The organism is Paenibacillus mendelii, from assembly GCF_024498075.1.
GTDB lineage: Bacteria > Bacillota > Bacilli > Paenibacillales > Paenibacillaceae > Paenibacillus_Z > Paenibacillus_Z mendelii.
In genome coordinates this window covers 1-16,952 of record NZ_JANHOF010000017.1, presented here as the reverse complement: position 1 = coordinate 16,952, position 16,952 = coordinate 1, and the positions used below count along the sequence as shown (strand labels likewise).

Sequence of the window (16,952 nt, the reverse complement as noted above, 5' to 3'; positions counted from 1 at the left end):
ACCTCTATCCCCTAAGTTGTCTGGCTGTCTCGCCTATAATCCGAATCCCCTTGCCGATGTCTTCATCAGCCACTCTCGAGAAACCTAGCCGCATCGTATGCCGCCCCTGGCCATCCTTCGTGAAGAAGATATCACCGGGCGTGAAGATAACCCCTTGGCTGGAGCAGGCCTCCAGCAGCACCCTGGTATCGAAGCCCTCTTCGAAGGCGACAAACAGGTGAAGTCCCCCATCACCAGACAGCTGCTCGTAGGGGATGAACGCCTCGCAGCACTGCTTCGTCCATTCGTATTTCCGTTTATATTCCGCTCTGGCCTTCCTCAAATATTTCTCGAAATTGCCGTTATGCAAATATTGATACAGGATCGACTGATCCAGCGTGGAGGTATGAATACTGCGGGCGCGCTTGATGCTTTCCAGGTAATCAATCAGCTCCCGGTCCGCCAGCACCCATCCGACACGGAGTCCGGGAAACAGCACCTTGGAGAAGCTCCCCAAGTAGATGACGCCGTTGCCCTGTCCTGCCGCTGCCATCAAAGGCGACACATGGGAGCCGGAATAACGCAGCTCCTCATTGAAGCCATCCTCAATGACCGGCACCTGATATCGCGTCATCAGCTTCATTAACGTCTGCCTTTTCTCCGGGGACATCACAATGCCTGTCGGATTATGATACGAAGGGACGAAATACGCGCAGTCGAAAGCCTTATCCGATAACGCCTGCTCCAGTTCCTGAAGGTTGATGCCGTCCCGCTCCATCGCAATTCCCGTAATCTCGAACCCATGAAGCTTAAGATTCTTGATCGCGGTATTATGGGTGGGGTTCTCGCAGATCACCGATCCGTTCTTCCTGTTTAAGGCCGACAAGACGATATCGAAGCCTTCTGTGAAGCCATTGGTAATCAATAGGTCCTTACCTTTCAAATCGACGCCCTTATGATCCATATAGCGCAGCAAATAATCGATCAACGGCTTATACCCTTTGGCATAGCCGTAGTTGAGCAGCACGTTGCCCTCCACCGACATGCGGTCCTGAAACGCCCGCTTCACATTATCGAGGTCGAACAGCTTCTCATCGGGCGCAATGCTGGTGAAGGAGATCGTTCCTTTCTTCGCGCGTATGCCGCGCTTCATCAGATCGAGCTCCACCGCCTGCCGCGCATGCGCGTTCACGCGCGCTCCCCAGTCCAGCTCCCATGACGAGGCCGCCACACTGCTTACAGCCGCAGCAACGTAGCTCCCTTTGCCATGAACCACATAGGCGAAGCCATCATCCTCCAAGCCTTCGTAAGCGGAAATAATGGTGTTGCGGCTCATGCTCAGCAGCGTGCTGAGCTCACGCGTGGACGGGAGCTTCTGATGGGCCTGCAGCGCGCCTTTTATAATTAAACGTTTCACGTATTCCTTCACTTGAATCGATACCGGACGGTCATCCATGAGCTTGAAATCGTTAAACATCTCTCATCGCCCCCACAATCATTCTGGCATAGAAGAACGCGTAACAAAAGAACCACTGCCCTGGATTTTTCATCCGGGTGTGGTCCCTTGTCTCGCTTACCAATTATTAGCCGCATGCTCGGCGAACGCCATCATATCCTTCACTTCAATGACCCGGCCGTCATCCAAGACGGCTTTCCCGTTGAACCACCCGAACAATTGATGACAGCTGTTGTCCACGAACAGCAGCTTCGTTTCCGTATACCGGTCGTATACCGGGGTAAACTCCATCTCGAAGCGCTCGTCATCGCTCGTAAACACCTTCTTGGACATGTAGCCGTCCTCTTCCAGGTTGAAATACACATGACCCAGCTTATGGGCCGTCCCGTCGTAGAACAGCATGTTTTCCGTTGCCGCAGAGGTATTCCCGAAGCCGTAGCCGATATTGAAGCCGAATCGTTTGCCCTCGATCATCTTACTGCCGCTTCCCCAGTACCAGTCATGCCGGAAGGGCCACACGCCTCTGCCCCAGTCGAGCAGACCGAACGCGCTCTCCGGTTCAAACCGGTATTCCGTCTCGCCAATCCGGACAACGCCGGCGGCCGGCATGCAGTTTATTTTGTGATTATAGTAGAAGAAGGTAGGGTGCTCGTCGAATGGAGTAGCCATCACGATCGAGGTCCGGTCAGGCTGGGACAACTGAATATCGATATCCATCGGCGGAGTCTTTCCCCCGGTTGTCTTGCATCGCAATCTGCGCCCGCCGTTCACATGCTCAAACTGCATGGACATGCCTTTTCGTTGAAACGCCAGATCGCCCTGCTCCGCAGAGGGGGGCATCCGCAGCCGGTTAAACGGCAGCGCAAGCATGGTCGACGCGTCATAACGTAAGCCGGTTTCATATTCGAAGAAGGTAACCGTTATGCTGCCCGCATAAGAAACATGCCCGATCGTCAGCTGCAAGCAGTAATCATCATTCGATACCTGGTAGAAGTCCCATTCCTTAATCCGCCATGGCGGCGCTTTGATGCCGTCCCGATTGTAGGTGAGTACGGCTTGTGTTGAATATCCATGCTGAGAGAGTCTGCCGTCCTTATCCAGCAGATTAGCCGGTGATATGATTTCGCGCTGCATGGTTTACCTCCAATGTTTATGCGGACCTCTTAGCACCTTCAACGTGCCCGAATAAGATGTCGTTCAATAGTTCTACATCTAGGCCGGATTTCCTCTATTGACGGGGACAAGGGAAAGACAGAATCCCCGCCAGCCGAGTATGCTGAAGCGGGGATTCATATATGGAGAAGGACGGCTAGTGCAGCCCTTCATAGGTACCGATGATATCACGGGCCCGATCCGGTATCGGCGTGCTCTTGCCGCTTGCCGTCTCGACGAGCACGATGGTGCCCCGGCCTCCCGCTTTTAATTGATCCTGCACGACCAGAGCATATTCGATGTCCATGGAGGACCGGCCCATTCGCGCCACTCTGACATGGAGGGTTACGGGATCCCTTAGAAAGAGCGGGGCCAAGTACTGGCATTCCAAGTCGGCGACAACGGATACCTTCTCATCGCTGAACAGCTCCTCCGTCAGGTTCAAATTCTCGAAATAATCGATACGGCCCTGCTCGAAGTACATAAAGTAGCTCACGTTGTTCACATGGCCCAGTAAATCTGTTTCGCAATAGCGAACTTTAATCGGAATGGAAAAGCTGAATTGATCCACCCAGCCCTGCTTATCAGGTTGGATGAAGGTTTCCTTGCTCATCACGGATGCTCCCCTCATGATGCTGTACATGCTGTGTATGATTAGTTTGGATTTTACTCCTTATAGGCGCGTCTGGTCAATATGCAAGTCTACTGCATGCCTTTCAAACGATCTGCCAGCACCCGCATCAACCTCTTGAGCACCTCGGTGTTCTGGAAGCAGAACGATAATACCTGATCCCGATGCAGCTGCAGCAGAACCGTACGGGTTGCAGCCGTGCAATCCGCCGAGCGCGGTCCGCTGTCGATGATGGCCATCTCCCCGAAAGACTCGCCTTCTTGAAGCGATGCAATGAACTCCGCACCCCGGTGTACACGCACATGTCCCTCGATGATCCCATACATCGTATCGCCCAGCTCGCCTGCTTGGCAGATGACCTCTCCTTGTTCAAATTGGGCTTCATCCACCATTCGGGCAAGCTCGATGAATTCATTCAGCGTCAGATCCGAGAAGAGCTCTATTTTTTGCAGCACGAAAATGCGGCGCAGGATGACTTCATCCGAAATATCGGTTATATCGGACGCGTCTTCTTGAAGCTCTCTCGCCGGCCTCTCGAGAGAGTCCGGGTTCCCTCCCCGTGCCAATGCTGCACGCAGCCTCCGCGACAGCAGCTTCATCATCTCGACGGCAATGCTGGTTTGATCGATCATCATCTCATAGAAATCATTGGAATCCAGTCTCCATAAGGTGACATCCTCTTCCGCGCGAATCGTAGCCGTTCGAGTGCCGTGCGTAAGAACCGCCATCTCGCCGAAGCAGTCTTCCCTCTTCAGCACGCTCAGCTGCTGATCGCTGCGATACACGCCTGCGCGGCCGCGGTCCAAGATCATCAAGGAGTCCCCGGGCTCCCCTTCCTGGATGATCGGATATCCTGCACGAAACATCTGCTTCTGCAGCCGCCGCGCAATGACGGATAACTCCTTGCTAGTCAAGCCTTGAAACAAGGATACGCCTCTCAATAAACGTACGCGTTCCAAATACTCGTCAAGCTGCTCCGGGTCTTCTGCGCTAACCGCGTATTCATTATTGCCCGGCATCGGGCAGCTGTCCGGGCGCTGTTGTATGTATACGGCGATATTACTCGAAAGCCATTCATCCTCCTGCAGTAAAAACCAGCGGATTGCAGCTTCGATTCGTTCCTCCTGCTCCTGTCCGGCCCGCACCACGCTGCGCGGGGCTGACATCAGCTTCACCATGGCCGTCCGCAGCGTCCCCTTCAAGGTCTGATCGACTACCTCCGTGGCATTTGCCTGCCGCATGACGTCGCCCTCGGACCAGTTGAAGAAGACCGTTCGGAACATCTTCTCCTCATACAGCAGCGTTACCAGTCCAAAGGCCCGCTGGCACATGCGGTACCGCAGCTCATCTATAATTTGCACGATTTGCGAGCAGCCATTCACTCCGGCTAAAGCCGCGCCCTGCTCGGCAAATTGACTATACTGCTCCGTTTCTTGCAGAATATAGCCCTCGACCTCTGCCCGGTACAGCTGAAACATGGCTTTGTTCATCCGCTGCAGAGAGGCCAATATCCGGTCCCGTTGATCGAAATCGGAACGGCCATAGGCGGACAGAAGGATCCCGGCTGCTGGCTGGGTTCCTATCTGCTCATACACCGCAAACAAATACATGGAGGCTTCCCGGTCATCCAAATAAGGCTGAAGAAGCGTCAAGATTTGCTCCCCGTCATAAGCGGCGAGCGTTTCGACGGCCTCCTTCCGTGTCTGTCTATCCTGCAGCGCTTGAATGATGGAAGGCACCAACAGGGGTACACGAAGAATCGCCGCCGATTGCAGCGCGGATCTCCTGACCTTATGGCTTGGATCATGGAGTAAGGAAAGCAGCGGCTTGTAGAAGCTTGTAATGCCGATCTGGCCGAACAAAGACGCCATGGCCATCCGGTCCTCTTCATTCGAGCTGCCAAGCAGCTGCTTCAGCCTCCCGACCGCTCTGAACATGCCCTCGATGCCATAATATTTAACCAGCGCCGCTATGGCTGCTGCTTGGACCTCTGCCTCCTGATCCTCGAGATGCTCCGATATTTCGTCCAAATATCGTTCATCCGCGTACGCGGCAAGCGCCAGCAGAGCTTTGCGTCGGATCTGAATATCGCTTACCGCTAACATCCCCCTTACTTGCTCCTCCAAGCCTGGGGGAGTCGACGCTTCGATATCACTCAGTACCTCGGTGCGAACCTCGGAGTCCGCATGCTGCAATAGCCCTTCTATATACGGGGATAGATCAAAAGCTGCTGTACCGCGCAGAATTCTTAACGCATACAAAGCCTGCTGCTTATCCGGATTTGTCAGGGCATCCGTCAGAATGCGAAGACTTGCCGGATCCATAAAATTCAGCTCGGCCTTCTCCAAATCATCCCCTCCCGTTCTCAAGCTTTCCATGAGGGTATGCAAATAAGCCTTCTTGACCTTGAGCGCAGCGAAGATCCCTACCGCGAGCAGCACCAGAACGATGTAGCTGAATTGTTCCGCATTCATAAGCGGAGTGAAGACCAGCAAACAGACTGCCGCCAGCCCTTTGGCCCCATTCTTGACGACGCCGTCCACGAAGCCCTTCGCCTTCGCCCGCCATTCCGGCCGGATCGGAAACATGACCAATTGATTGACCGAGGCATACAGCGTATCTCCCACTACCTTGTCGCTGCCCTTAACGACTGCAGCCATAGCCAGAACCGGGAGTATCAATACGCCCAAGCTTCCCGCTGCCAGTATGATTGGAAAAACGAGCAGTGCGGCCATCACCCCGAAGCGCGATAGAATACGTCCCGCCGCGAACAATTGAACGGCAAGCGCAATAAGACCTGAGAATCCGTAGAAGCTGCCCATGAACCCGGCTAACTCTTCATTTTGCAGCGTGCCTCTGAGGATCACCTTGAACTGATAGTCGATCAACGTAAGCGACAGCACCACAACTGCCGTTAGAATGGCTATATATTTCAAATGCGGGACATTCTGAAAGAGACCGGATTTAGATTGTACCTGCCGGGCTGCTGCAGCGCGAGAAGGCGGCGGAGCCGCCGGCCTTGCCGCTGCGGTAGAGCGGGATATTCGTACGAGGTAAATCACGATAAACAGGGCAAGCAGCTGAAGAAACGCATAGAGATAGATCAAATTCGAGGTTCCGATCAGAGGCACGAATGCCTTTAGGCCAAATCCGCTTAGAATCGCGCCTGCAATTCCGCCGCTGCCTACGATCCCGATCGTCCGTTTGGCCTTTCGTTGATCCATAACCGACGTGGCGAACTGCCAGAAGCACACAATCATCAAGAAATTAAATACGTCGTAGCCTATGTAAATAACCGGGAATACCCATCTAAGCTCCAGCCCGACTCCAATCCTCGACAAGAGAACCAATAGGCTGATGAGCGGGATGAGTGCCAGAATAAACGTTTCCAGACGTACCTTGTGAAAGTAACGCTGATAAAGGATACCCGTGACTATCATCGTCAGAGCCTGCGGCAGGTACATAAACGATAAAAAAGAATTATCAAACCGGCTTAGGAACAGCGCGTCTGCAGTCGTCCGGCCCGTAGTCGAAGCCGCCGTCACGCAGAACAAATAGCCGAATAGCAGCAGTACCTTTACGTATTCCTTCCGATCCCCCGCCATCCTTTCCAGCATGTCTTTGAATGTACGGCCAATGCGAAGATGATTCATGATCATGGATCCCCCGGTTATTGCGGTCTTGTCTATTGTTCCACAGATATTCCGCACAAAATTACATCTTCTACACAATTCGACAACTCGTTCTAAAGTCCTCCGTTTTATGGAAAAAACAAAAAACCCAAGCTTATCGAAGCTTGAGCGGATCCATCGTGATAGAGCCCCAGACAAACATCCCGGTTACCATCAACGCTCATCGGCGGAGACGGCAAGAGGAACAGGGCAAGCTACCTCGGTTCAATTATTCCCGTACCATTTTGAATACATTGTCTAGGTTGCCTTGAAGTCTTTTCTTGAGCGGTACTTTAATATCTCTCCCCAGCTCTCTAAAAAAGAGGTCGACATCGCATTCGATGTTGTTGGCGATGACCTTCACGACACCGTCTTCACAGATACTCTGATTCGACTCAAGCGGATACGAAATATCAATGGCATACTTCTTTTTGAGCGTGTTGGAATATCTGGTGAGAATTTCAAGCAGTTCTTCGTTCGTAAAATTCTCGATTGCTATTTTTCCCTTTGCCGTAAAATTCAAGTTTATGTTCACTTTGGCAATGTCCCCCCATCCTCTTACCCAATTTTAACAGTACATATTGATCTGGTTGATTAGGTTAGAATGGAACGCTTCCTATTCACGAAATCATACTCTTCTATCATACTAATAATGGACGGATTAGTACACCCATATGCCGAAAGTAACATAATTAGGAACCTTCTACATTCATTTTTGCCCTTAAAAAGAATAAAATACCCCCGTTATCGCAGTCGTTCACGATTTTCCGGGGGTGTTGAAGGGCGTTACCGCGCAGATAGCGATGCCCAAGTAGTCTCCAGCCACTGATCGAAATCAGCGCCCTTGTCGCCTTCGTAGGCGTCATACACATCGAGTCTCATCTTCTGGAGCTTCTCCTTGAACGCTTCGAATGTATGACCCTGCGGCAGGCTCTTCTTCACTCTGACGAGGATCTTCGTGGCGCCCTTAACCAGCTCGCCTTTTCTCCGCGGCGGCTGCTCGACAGCTTCGCCAAGCGCTTTAAGCTTCAAATATGCTGCTTCCTGTACGCTGTATACCGTATCGTTCATCATTCGATGCGTCAGGATATCAATGATTTGTTTATTGTTCCATTGGCCCAGCTCATTGACCGCCTCCAGCCGTTCTTTCCAACTCGATGTGCGATTGGCCATTTTTTTCAATTCCTCGTAGTTTGCGGGCATGTCTGCTGCGATGTCATTGTGATCCAAAATAAACCCAGCTCCTTCTATTCTTTATTACTCTTTGCGCTGCTTGAACTGCCGGTGCCGCCTGTGCCCTTTGTTCCATCCGCTTTCTTGACGCCTTTGCTTGTGTATGGTTTGGGAGCGTTCTTGGCCCGGTTAGCGCTGGCTTGCCATCTGTTCCAGCCTTTCTTATCCGTTCCTCTGCCCGTTCCGCCTTTACCCTTCGCTTTACTCAAATGATCACTCCATTAGGGTTTATAAATCGTTATTACTTGTCCTTCATTAGTTGTATCCCTTATCTATGGTTATTTAACCAAGCATGATGAAATATACCTCATCAGGTGCGATATGTACAGAAAAAAGCTCAAGTTGGGTTCAACTTGAGCCTCTTATTAGATTCAGTTATAGAACCTATAGATGATTGCCGCTCCTTCTGCCCGGGTCGCATCTCCTTCAGGATCCATGACAGGGCCCGGCTTACCGGTTATATAGCCTCCAGCTACAGCTCGTGCTACGCCTTCTTTGGCCCAGCCGGCAATCCGGTCATAATCCTTAAAGTTCAGTATCTGCGATAGCCCTGAGGCTGTTGAAGCCTTCTCGCCCAGTGCCCTGGCAATCATAACGGCCATTTCTTGTCTTGTGATCTTCCCGTTCGGATCAAATGTCCCGTCAGACTTCCCTGTGACTAAGCCTGCCTTATAGGCGGATGCCACATAGTTATAAAACCATTCTTCTGCGGCCACATCGGAGAAGTCTACGCTGGCTTCGTCATCCATAATTCCAGCCGCGACTGCCAGCATCCTTACAAATTCAGCCCGTCGCAGCGCTCCGGTCGGATTAAAGGTATTGGATCCTGTTCCTTCGATGATCCCTTTAGCCGCCATCGAAGCAATATAATCCTCGGCCCAATAACCGTGCTCCAGATCAGCGAACCTCACAACGACGTTTTTCACCAAGAACGTACCGAGTATTCCAGTTGTAAACACCATCTCATTGGTCTTGGAATCATACCTGCCCATCATGTTTCTTACCGTTCCGTCTTCAGCCAGATACAGAACCGTCAACGTGTCAGCCTTCTCCCCCTGGTTCAAGCTATAGGGGATTGCCGCGGTGATCTTTCCGCTGAATGGTGCAATGGTCTTCCCATCCACGGTCAAAATAATAGCATGCGCAGCACTGCCCCCAGCCAGCTTCCTGAGCTCTTCAGATAGTGCGCCCGTATCCGCTTCGGAGACTGCGAACTCGAAGTAGGCTGCCGCGGCTCCCAAAGCTTCTTTCAGCTCAGCTGGATTGACGGAAATTCGTGCTAGTCCTGTATCAATCTCGAGCTCAGTTATATTGCTGCCGGCGGCCGTAATTAACGTCTGAACCGGTAACCTGACTTTCATTTTAGCTGCTTCCCCGTTAACCTTCACTCCGATAAGCAGCTTCTTGCCCTGCGTATCTTCCATAGCTTTCATCAGGTCTTCTAGCTCAAAATCAACTTCAACGGTACCTTCATCATCAGCCTTCACTTCCGCAAGTACTTCTCCCGCAGCAATGTGTACCGAAGAAGATGAAGGTATTCCTGCTTGCGGCACCGATATCTGGATTGGAGGCTGCGGTGGCGTGTACACGCCCTTATAGACAAGAGTCAGCTTGCTGCTTCCTTCCATATTCTGATGGAGAATGACCTCACCTCTGTCGTTCGTTACCACATCGGCAGATACTATTCTTCCGTTCGTCCGATCCTGGTTTGTCAGGGTGTACACGGCTTTCGGACGAAGGCTGCCTACCGTAAATTTCGGCTTCCCGGCACCTCCATTGTTGGTTGCAATTTCAACCTGATAGCCGCCAGACACTTTCTTCTCCGTGATGTCATACTTCACGCCGCCATACACGATATCCTTCACGACGGAATGGGTCGTATCGCTTGGCAGGTTCGGATAGATTCTCATGGTGTCTCCGGCGGCGTCAATTCCCATGAAGGCATACAGGTAAGACGCTGGCACAAGCCCGCTTTCCGGGAACTCCCCGACGATACCTTCCAGCCAGGCAGCACCGTAGCTGTTTTTCCGGTCTCTCCGCAGTTCGTCAATCCTGAACTCACTCATGATCGCATCGAATCGCGCTTTGGCATTATCCGCCCCGAAGTATTTGGCGCGAGCGACAAGGTCATAGAAGGAGATATAGAATATCGTTCCGCCATTCTCGAGATGCTCGTTCCAGCCTCCGCTTGAGGTAACCGGAATTCCTCCGCCCACATCGTTCCACCAATAAGGGGCCCCTGTACTCTCGATTGGGACAGTATTGGCCCTCGGCGCATAGTTGAAGGCATTATAAATATCTGCTCCTGTCGATGTATCGCCATCTATAATCCGCCGCCCGTCCAGCCAATCATAAATACGGGTTGCCTTGGCGTTGTCGCCCAGCCCGTTCGCAAGTGCCTCCATATTCTGGAACGTAAATCCGAAGTCCCACGCCTTGCCGTCCTCGTCGATCGTGGCTACGTATCTACCTTTCGAAGCATCCCAGAAGGTAGCGTCATAGTTTGCTTTTGCCGTCTCGGCAAGTGCCGCGAGTCGCGCTGCCTCGCTGGCATCACCCGTCATTCGTTCAATGCCGCTCATGGCCAGCAGCGATTGATAGAAATATATGTTGGAATAGCCTTCCTTATAGCCGTACTTGAGGTTATCCCAGTAATTGCTGGCATGTCCGTCCGCCTTGCCGGTATTCTCGCCGTTGTCAATAATCAATAAACCATTGCTGCCGTTCAGTTCGTTCAAAATATAGTTCATGGCCATATCGACCTTCTGCCTGACGGTTAGACCGGAAGACACATCTCCAGCCGCCGACGTTGTGGCATCCACTTCATTCAGAAAGTCTGTGCTGTTCTCCCATGACAGAATCTTATAAACCGCGATGATGTAATTCACGTTATTGCCATAGTGCAGCGAGTCGCCGCTCGGCCATCTCTCCAGGTTCGACCATGACCATACATATCCGTCGCTGCCGATGGCAAAATCTCTCACCTTATTTCGCAATTCCTGCTTATACGCCGCTTCGTTGCTCCACAGCAGCTTAGTCGCAATCCAGTCAAAGTAAGTCGGCTCGTTGCCGAACTTGTACACGGCATTGGTGCCGTCATTGACCGCGCCGTAGATGCTCCACATGCGGTTTAAATAGGTGGAGAAGTTATTGGGCGCATCACTCGCGAACGGATAGCCGCTCATCTTAGCATCCGCGGCGTCCGTGTAGTAAATTCGGCTTGCGTAATCTCCCGTTACGGCAGCGCCGTTCATGTATGCCGTATTCGGGTGCGTACTGTTCGCAGTGGACCATACGCCAACCTTGCCTGCAGCATTCTTCAGCACCCACAAATAGTCGCCTTCCTGTGCCGCTGGAAAAACCAGCTTTAGCGCCGAATTATTCGGGTAGTCGGTAAATACTTGAGATGCAATGGCTGTTCCGCTCAATGTCGTCGTATAGTCGGTATCCCAAGCGTACAGTTCCAAGGTCAGACTGCCCGTCTGATTCTGCCAATTGAATGCGAAGACATCAAGCGCGCTGAACGATCCTTCTGCCGTAAACCGTTCCCCGGCCATGTCAGAATCCTTCAATAAGGAGGATGCATATTTGATTCCGGTGTTGTCGTACAGATCGCTCGCATGCATGCCTGCATCTTCCGAGGGCGGCGGAATCAGTCCCGCATCGCCGGCTATTGTTATACTCTCCGCTTGAATCTCGGCAATCTGAAAATAATAGCCCGGTCCGTCCGCCTGCGTTAGCCTCGTCGCAAACACACGAATGTACTTGGCATTAACCGGTGTATCGAAGTTGAACACTTGTTCGTTCATGCCCGCCACATATCCAGCAAACGATTGTCCAGGTATATCCGTCCAATTGGCGGCATCTAGACTGGATTGAAGCTTGAAATCCTTCGGAAAGGAATAGACGCTGCCATTGTACGAGCGGGGCAGCAGCTTGATCCGGGAAACCTCCTGCTCGTTCTCGAAGCCGATATAGATCCACTCCTCGGCCGTTTCCGATGCATGGGCCGTGCTTGCCCAGAATTGATCCGTTCCGTCAATGGCATTGCCTGCTGGCAGCTGAGGGATCGCAATTGATGAAGCCACAGCTTCCAGAATAGGCAGCTTGATATAATTTTTCACTGTTTTGAATGCCCATATTCCGTTCCCTTCCATCCCTGCATAAGGATTGCCGGCGATATCCATAATCCCTCCAGAATCGATTTCCACATAATACGATGTATCATATTTCAGGTTATCGATCAGTTTGATGGTCACCTTGCGCGAGCTCACGAGCACGTTCGAGCTTGCAATCGGTATCGCTTGCTCAAGGCTGCCATCCGCCTTCTTGATGTTGACGGCGCCGCTTGATCCTTTCTTTACCTCCTCATTGAAGGTAAGCACCAAATTGCCATTGATCGGCACATGAGATGCTCCTGCGGCTGGCACGTACTCGCTAGCCGCAGGCGGTATCGCTTCAATCGCCTCTGTCGTGAAAGCCCAGGCCGAGCTGCCGGCGATTCCTGCAAAGCCGTTGCCTGCCTCATCCTGAATAGCTCCCGCATCTACCACCACATAATAAGCGGCAGAGTATGCCAAATATGCGGAAGGTACGATCGTAACTTGATTGCCACTGACGGTGACCCTCGAATCGGTTACCGGTATGGACTCCACCATAAGATCATCCGATTGTTTAATGGTGATATTGCCAGCCGTCCCCCTCCGCACTGGCTCATTGAAGCTTAGCGTGAGAGGGGTATTGACCGCAGCTTCCGCTTCCCCGTTAGTAGGAGATAGCCCGAGCAGAGCCGGCGGCTCCGTATCATTCACGTCTACCTTAAACTCCGCAAGCTGAAAATAGTAATTGGTGCCGTTATCCAAGCTCAACCGAGTGGCAAGGACACGGATGAATTGGGCATTAACCGGGTTGGCAAAGGCAAACACCTGTTGACTGTTTGAAGCTGCATAGCCGGTATGGGTCTGGCCGGGTACGTCCACCCAATTCACGGCGTCGGAGCTGTACTGGATGGCAAAGTCCTTCGGAAAGCAATAGACCGCACTGCCGGCAATTCGAGGCGTCAGTCTAACGCCGGTAACTTCCCGGGCTGCCGCCAAATCCATGTAGATCCATTCCGTTTGATACTCGTTAATGGTGGCGCCGCTCGCCCAGAACGTATTTGTATTGCCGTCAACTGCATTGCCAGCAGGCAGCGCGCTGGAAGACACCTGAACCGATGCCTCTGCAGAGACCGTTATCGGCGCGATACCGGATAGCAAGGTTACGAGCATGACCATTACGATGGCCGCTATACTTCCTTTCTTTAAGCCCTTCATGATGAACCTCCTCGTCATATGTACAATGGATTTCCGTACCGCATACCGCAGCACAACATTAAAGTAAGCGATTACATAACTAATCGAGCATGTTACTAAATCAGCCCTCTAACACCTCCTCCGTTTGAAGTACGGCCGTTTACTCTAGCAATAAAATAGCTATAGATACTAGATTCCTTTTTCTACAAGCTACATATTATCACAATTTTTTACAATAACGAACCCCATATTTCAAGGCCGCTTTACCTGCCGTCGTACAGCGCCACACCGCGCGCCAAACGATAAATAACCCGCACTGGTCAACACCAGTGCGGGTTATCCTTCTTACCTGTATTCGCTCTTATTAAACCATGATTTTACACATATCATTCGTGAAGGCAACCGGATCCTGGATCGGCAATCCTTCGATAAGAAGAGCTTGATTGTACAGCAGGTTCGTATAGAGGGTGAGCTTCTCTTTATCGTTGTCATACGCATCCTTCAAGGATTGGAACACCTCATGGTTCATGTTAATTTCTAATACCTTGTCCGCTTTAACATCCTGGCTGTTAGGCATAGCCTGCAAAATCTTTTCCATCTCGATGGTGACTTCACCCTCGGTCGACAAGCATACCGGATGGGTTCTCAATCGCTTGGAGGCTTTGACCTGCTTAACCTTGTCCGCTAGAATGCCCTGCATATGCTCGAACAGCTCTTTGTTTCCGGAATCTTCTGAGTTCGTATCATTCTCACTTTTGTCCGATTCAATACCAAGATCGCCGCTCGATACTGATTTGAATTCCTTCTCCTTGTACGTCATGAACATCTTGATCGCGAACTCATCGATATCATCGGTAAAGTAGAGGATCTCATAGCCCTTATCCGCAACCAGCTCGGTCTGCGGCAGCTTCTCGATTCTGTCGATCGACGGCCCCGAAGCGTAATAGATGTACTTCTGATCCTCAGGCATTCTCGATACGTACTCATCAAGCGTAACCAGCTTCTTCTCCTTGGAGGAGTGGAACATCAGCAGATCCTGCAGCACGTCCTTATGAGCGCCGTAGTCGCTGTATACGCCGTACTTCAGCTGGCGGCCAAAGGACTTGTAGAACCGCTCGTAGGCCTCTCTCTCGTCCTTCAGCAGGCTCTGCAGCTGGCTCTTGATCTTGTTCTTAATATTCTTCGCAATCAAGCTTAATTGTCTGTCATGCTGAAGCATCTCCCTGGAGATGTTGAGCGACAGATCCTCGGAGTCCACCATGCCTTTGACAAAGCTGAAGTAATCCGGGAGCAGATCCGCGCACTTGTTCATGATCAGCACGCCGTTGGAATACAGCTCGAGCCCTTTCTCGTATTCCTTCGTGTAATAATCAAACGGCGTATTCTCTGGAATAAACAGAATGGCATTGTACACAACCGCACCGTCAGCGCTAATATGAACATGCTTCAGCGGCTTGTCGAAGCCATAGCGCTTCTCTTGATAGAAACGCTCATAATCCTCTGTCGTCAGCTCGTTCTTGTTCTTGCGCCAGATCGGAACCATGCTGTTGACGGTCTGTTCTTCCTGATATTCCTCGAACTCATTCTCGCTGCCCTCTTTAGGACGTTGGCCCTTCACATCCATCTTGATCGGATAGCGGATGAAGTCGGAGTATTTTTTAATGATGGCCTTCAACCGGTACTCTTCCAAATATTCATCATACTGATCGTCTTCCGTATTCGCTTTGATTTTCAGCGTAATTTCCGTGCCTACCGTATCCTTCTCGCACGGAACGATCGTATAGCCATCCGTCCCTTGGGATTCCCATTTGAACGCCTCATCACTGCCCAGCGCCTTACTGATTACCGTGACCTCATCCGCCACCATGAACGCCGAGTAGAAGCCCACCCCGAATTGCCCGATGATATTGTGGCCGTCCTTCGCTTCATTCTCTTTCTTGAAAGCAAGAGAGCCGCTCTTCGCAATAACCCCCAGGTTATTCTCAAGCTCCTCCATAGACATCCCGATACCGGTATCGGAGATCGTCAAGGTTCGATTTGCCTTATCGGCCGTTACTTTAATGTAATAATCCTCTTGATTGAATACCATCTGTTCATCCGCAAGCGTTCTGTAGTACAGCTTATCGATGGCATCGCTGGCATTCGATATAAGCTCTCTCAAGAAGATCTCTCTCTGCGTGTAGATGGAGTTAATCATCATCTCGAGCAATCTTTTCGATTCGGCTTGGAATTGTTTCTTCTCCATGAATAGGTCTCCTCCCCATATAGGCAGCATTAGAATCTGATGACTCTGGTATTGTTGTCTCGATCATTGTCATTGTACTGAAACGTGCAGCTGTTGATCAAATAACAAGCTCCGCACGTTAGCACTCTTTTGTCTTGAGTGCTAACACTCCTCTTTATATAACATAACCTAATTTTTAATGTCAATATGTAGACGCAAGAAATGAGGGTATTCACGTCTTTTGCGGCATGCAAGGAACGCCTCAACCTCGTAGATTTACTTATCTTGCCAAAGAGAGAGCAGCGCGGTACACTCAACCATGTGAGAATGAATAGCTATCGAGCGTTCACATATCGTTCACCTCTTGTTCATATTGGGTTCATTTTCGCAGCGTAAATTAGAGATTAAATAAGGGTTGAGGTGAGTTTGAAATGAAAAATTATAGTAAATGGTTGATCCGTGTTGCAGCCATCTATGCGTTAATGGGGGCGCTCATGGGCGCTGATATGGCGGGCAGAAAAGATTACTCGATGATTCCAGCCCATGCCCACATCCTTGTAGTCGGCTGGCTAAGCCTGTTTGCATACGGTATGTTCTATTATGTATTCAAAGAGATCAGCATGAAGAAAACTGCCCGATTCCATGCTTGGACAAGTCTGATCGGCGGCGGACTTATGCCCATTGGCATGCTGGTGTATAACAAGATGGAGAATACGGCGACGCTGCTGGGCTTTATTATCCCCGCATCCGTACTGCTGATCGCCATGGCTCTGTTTCTCGTCCTTGTCTTCTTTGATAAGAAGCTGTTTGCCAAGGACTAACCTCCTGCGGCTAGTCGGTCCTATAGATATTGCGCCCTTGCCGGGTGTGCAGTGCAGAAGAAGCCTTCCGGAATCGGAGGGCTTCTTCTGTGATGTGGTGTGCAATTCATTCATGCCCTGCAAAAGGAATCAAAAAAGCCTCTGCAGGTGAGCAGAGGCTTCGAATTGACATGATGGAGCGGGTGATGGGAATCGAACCCACGCTATTAGCTTGGAAGGCTAAAGTTCTACCATTGAACTACACCCGCATGAAAAGATGGTCGGGATGACACGATTTGAACATGCGACCCCCTGGTCCCAAACCAGGTGCTCTACCAAGCTGAGCTACATCCCGATAAGTATAAAATGGCGTGCCCTGAGAGATTCGAACTCCCGACCTTTTGATTCGTAGTCAAATGCTCTATCCAGCTGAGCTAAGGGCACATATCATGGAGCGGAAGACGGGAATCGAACCCGCGACCCTCGCCTTGGCAAGGCGATGCTCTACCGCT

The 16,952-nt window shown here is 51.1% G+C and carries 10 protein-coding genes and 3 tRNA genes; 1 reads left to right on the top strand and 12 read right to left on the bottom strand.

The genetic code is table 11. The features are described from left to right. Window positions 1–4 precede the first annotated feature (4 nt). From NNL21_RS30335 to htpG, 9 genes are all read right to left on the bottom strand, one after another. Window positions 5–1,456 (bottom strand): aminotransferase-like domain-containing protein, encoded by a 1,452-nt coding sequence (locus tag NNL21_RS30335; RefSeq protein WP_204821990.1) that lies wholly within the window; start codon window positions 1,454–1,456, stop codon window positions 5–7. 96 nt (window positions 1,457–1,552) lie between these two features. After that, window positions 1,553–2,569: a DUF2804 domain-containing protein gene (locus tag NNL21_RS30330; RefSeq protein ID WP_204821991.1), complete on the bottom strand. Its 1,017-nt coding sequence runs from the start codon at window positions 2,567–2,569 to the stop codon at window positions 1,553–1,555. Between the two features lie 175 nt (window positions 2,570–2,744). Continuing rightward, window positions 2,745–3,200, bottom strand: coding sequence for an acyl-CoA thioesterase (locus tag NNL21_RS30325; protein WP_204821992.1), 456 nt, complete (start codon window positions 3,198–3,200; stop codon window positions 2,745–2,747). Between the two features lie 89 nt (window positions 3,201–3,289). Next, window positions 3,290–6,871 carry an Npt1/Npt2 family nucleotide transporter gene (locus NNL21_RS30320; protein ID WP_204821993.1) on the bottom strand — a complete coding sequence of 1,194 codons (3,582 nt, stop codon included), beginning with the start codon at window positions 6,869–6,871 and terminating at the stop codon, window positions 3,290–3,292. A 247-nt stretch (window positions 6,872–7,118) separates the two neighbouring features. Continuing rightward, window positions 7,119–7,424, bottom strand: coding sequence for a hypothetical protein (locus NNL21_RS30315; RefSeq protein ID WP_204821994.1), 306 nt, complete (start codon window positions 7,422–7,424; stop codon window positions 7,119–7,121). Window positions 7,425–7,675: 251 nt separating this feature from the next. Then, window positions 7,676–8,092 carry a HEAT repeat domain-containing protein gene (locus tag NNL21_RS30310; protein ID WP_373567612.1) on the bottom strand — a complete coding sequence of 139 codons (417 nt, stop codon included), beginning with the start codon at window positions 8,090–8,092 and terminating at the stop codon, window positions 7,676–7,678. Window positions 8,093–8,136: 44 nt separating this feature from the next. Beyond that, complete coding sequence (locus tag NNL21_RS30305) at window positions 8,137–8,331, bottom strand: DUF3934 family protein (protein WP_204821996.1); 195 nt, start codon at window positions 8,329–8,331, stop codon at window positions 8,137–8,139. Window positions 8,332–8,493: 162 nt separating this feature from the next. After that, the gene (locus NNL21_RS30300; protein WP_204821997.1) at window positions 8,494–13,437 is read right to left on the bottom strand and encodes a discoidin domain-containing protein; all 4,944 of its coding nucleotides are present in this window, start codon (window positions 13,435–13,437) and stop codon (window positions 8,494–8,496) included. A gap of 343 nt (window positions 13,438–13,780) precedes the next feature. Then, window positions 13,781–15,661 carry a molecular chaperone HtpG gene (gene htpG / locus NNL21_RS30295; protein WP_204821998.1) on the bottom strand — a complete coding sequence of 627 codons (1,881 nt, stop codon included), beginning with the start codon at window positions 15,659–15,661 and terminating at the stop codon, window positions 13,781–13,783. A gap of 410 nt (window positions 15,662–16,071) precedes the next feature. Here htpG and NNL21_RS30290 point away from each other — a divergent pair, with 410 nt between their 5' ends. Then, window positions 16,072–16,461 carry a hypothetical protein gene (locus tag NNL21_RS30290; RefSeq protein ID WP_204821999.1) on the top strand — a complete coding sequence of 130 codons (390 nt, stop codon included), beginning with the start codon at window positions 16,072–16,074 and terminating at the stop codon, window positions 16,459–16,461. Window positions 16,462–16,635: 174 nt separating this feature from the next. Here NNL21_RS30290 and NNL21_RS30285 read toward each other — a convergent pair. From NNL21_RS30285 to NNL21_RS30275, 3 genes are all read right to left on the bottom strand, one after another. Next, window positions 16,636–16,709: transfer RNA gene (locus NNL21_RS30285), tRNA-Gly, on the bottom strand. Window positions 16,710–16,718: 9 nt separating this feature from the next. Continuing rightward, window positions 16,719–16,795: transfer RNA gene (locus NNL21_RS30280), tRNA-Pro, on the bottom strand. A gap of 12 nt (window positions 16,796–16,807) precedes the next feature. Next, a tRNA-Arg gene (locus NNL21_RS30275) sits at window positions 16,808–16,884 on the bottom strand. Between the last annotated feature and the right edge of the window lie 68 nt (window positions 16,885–16,952).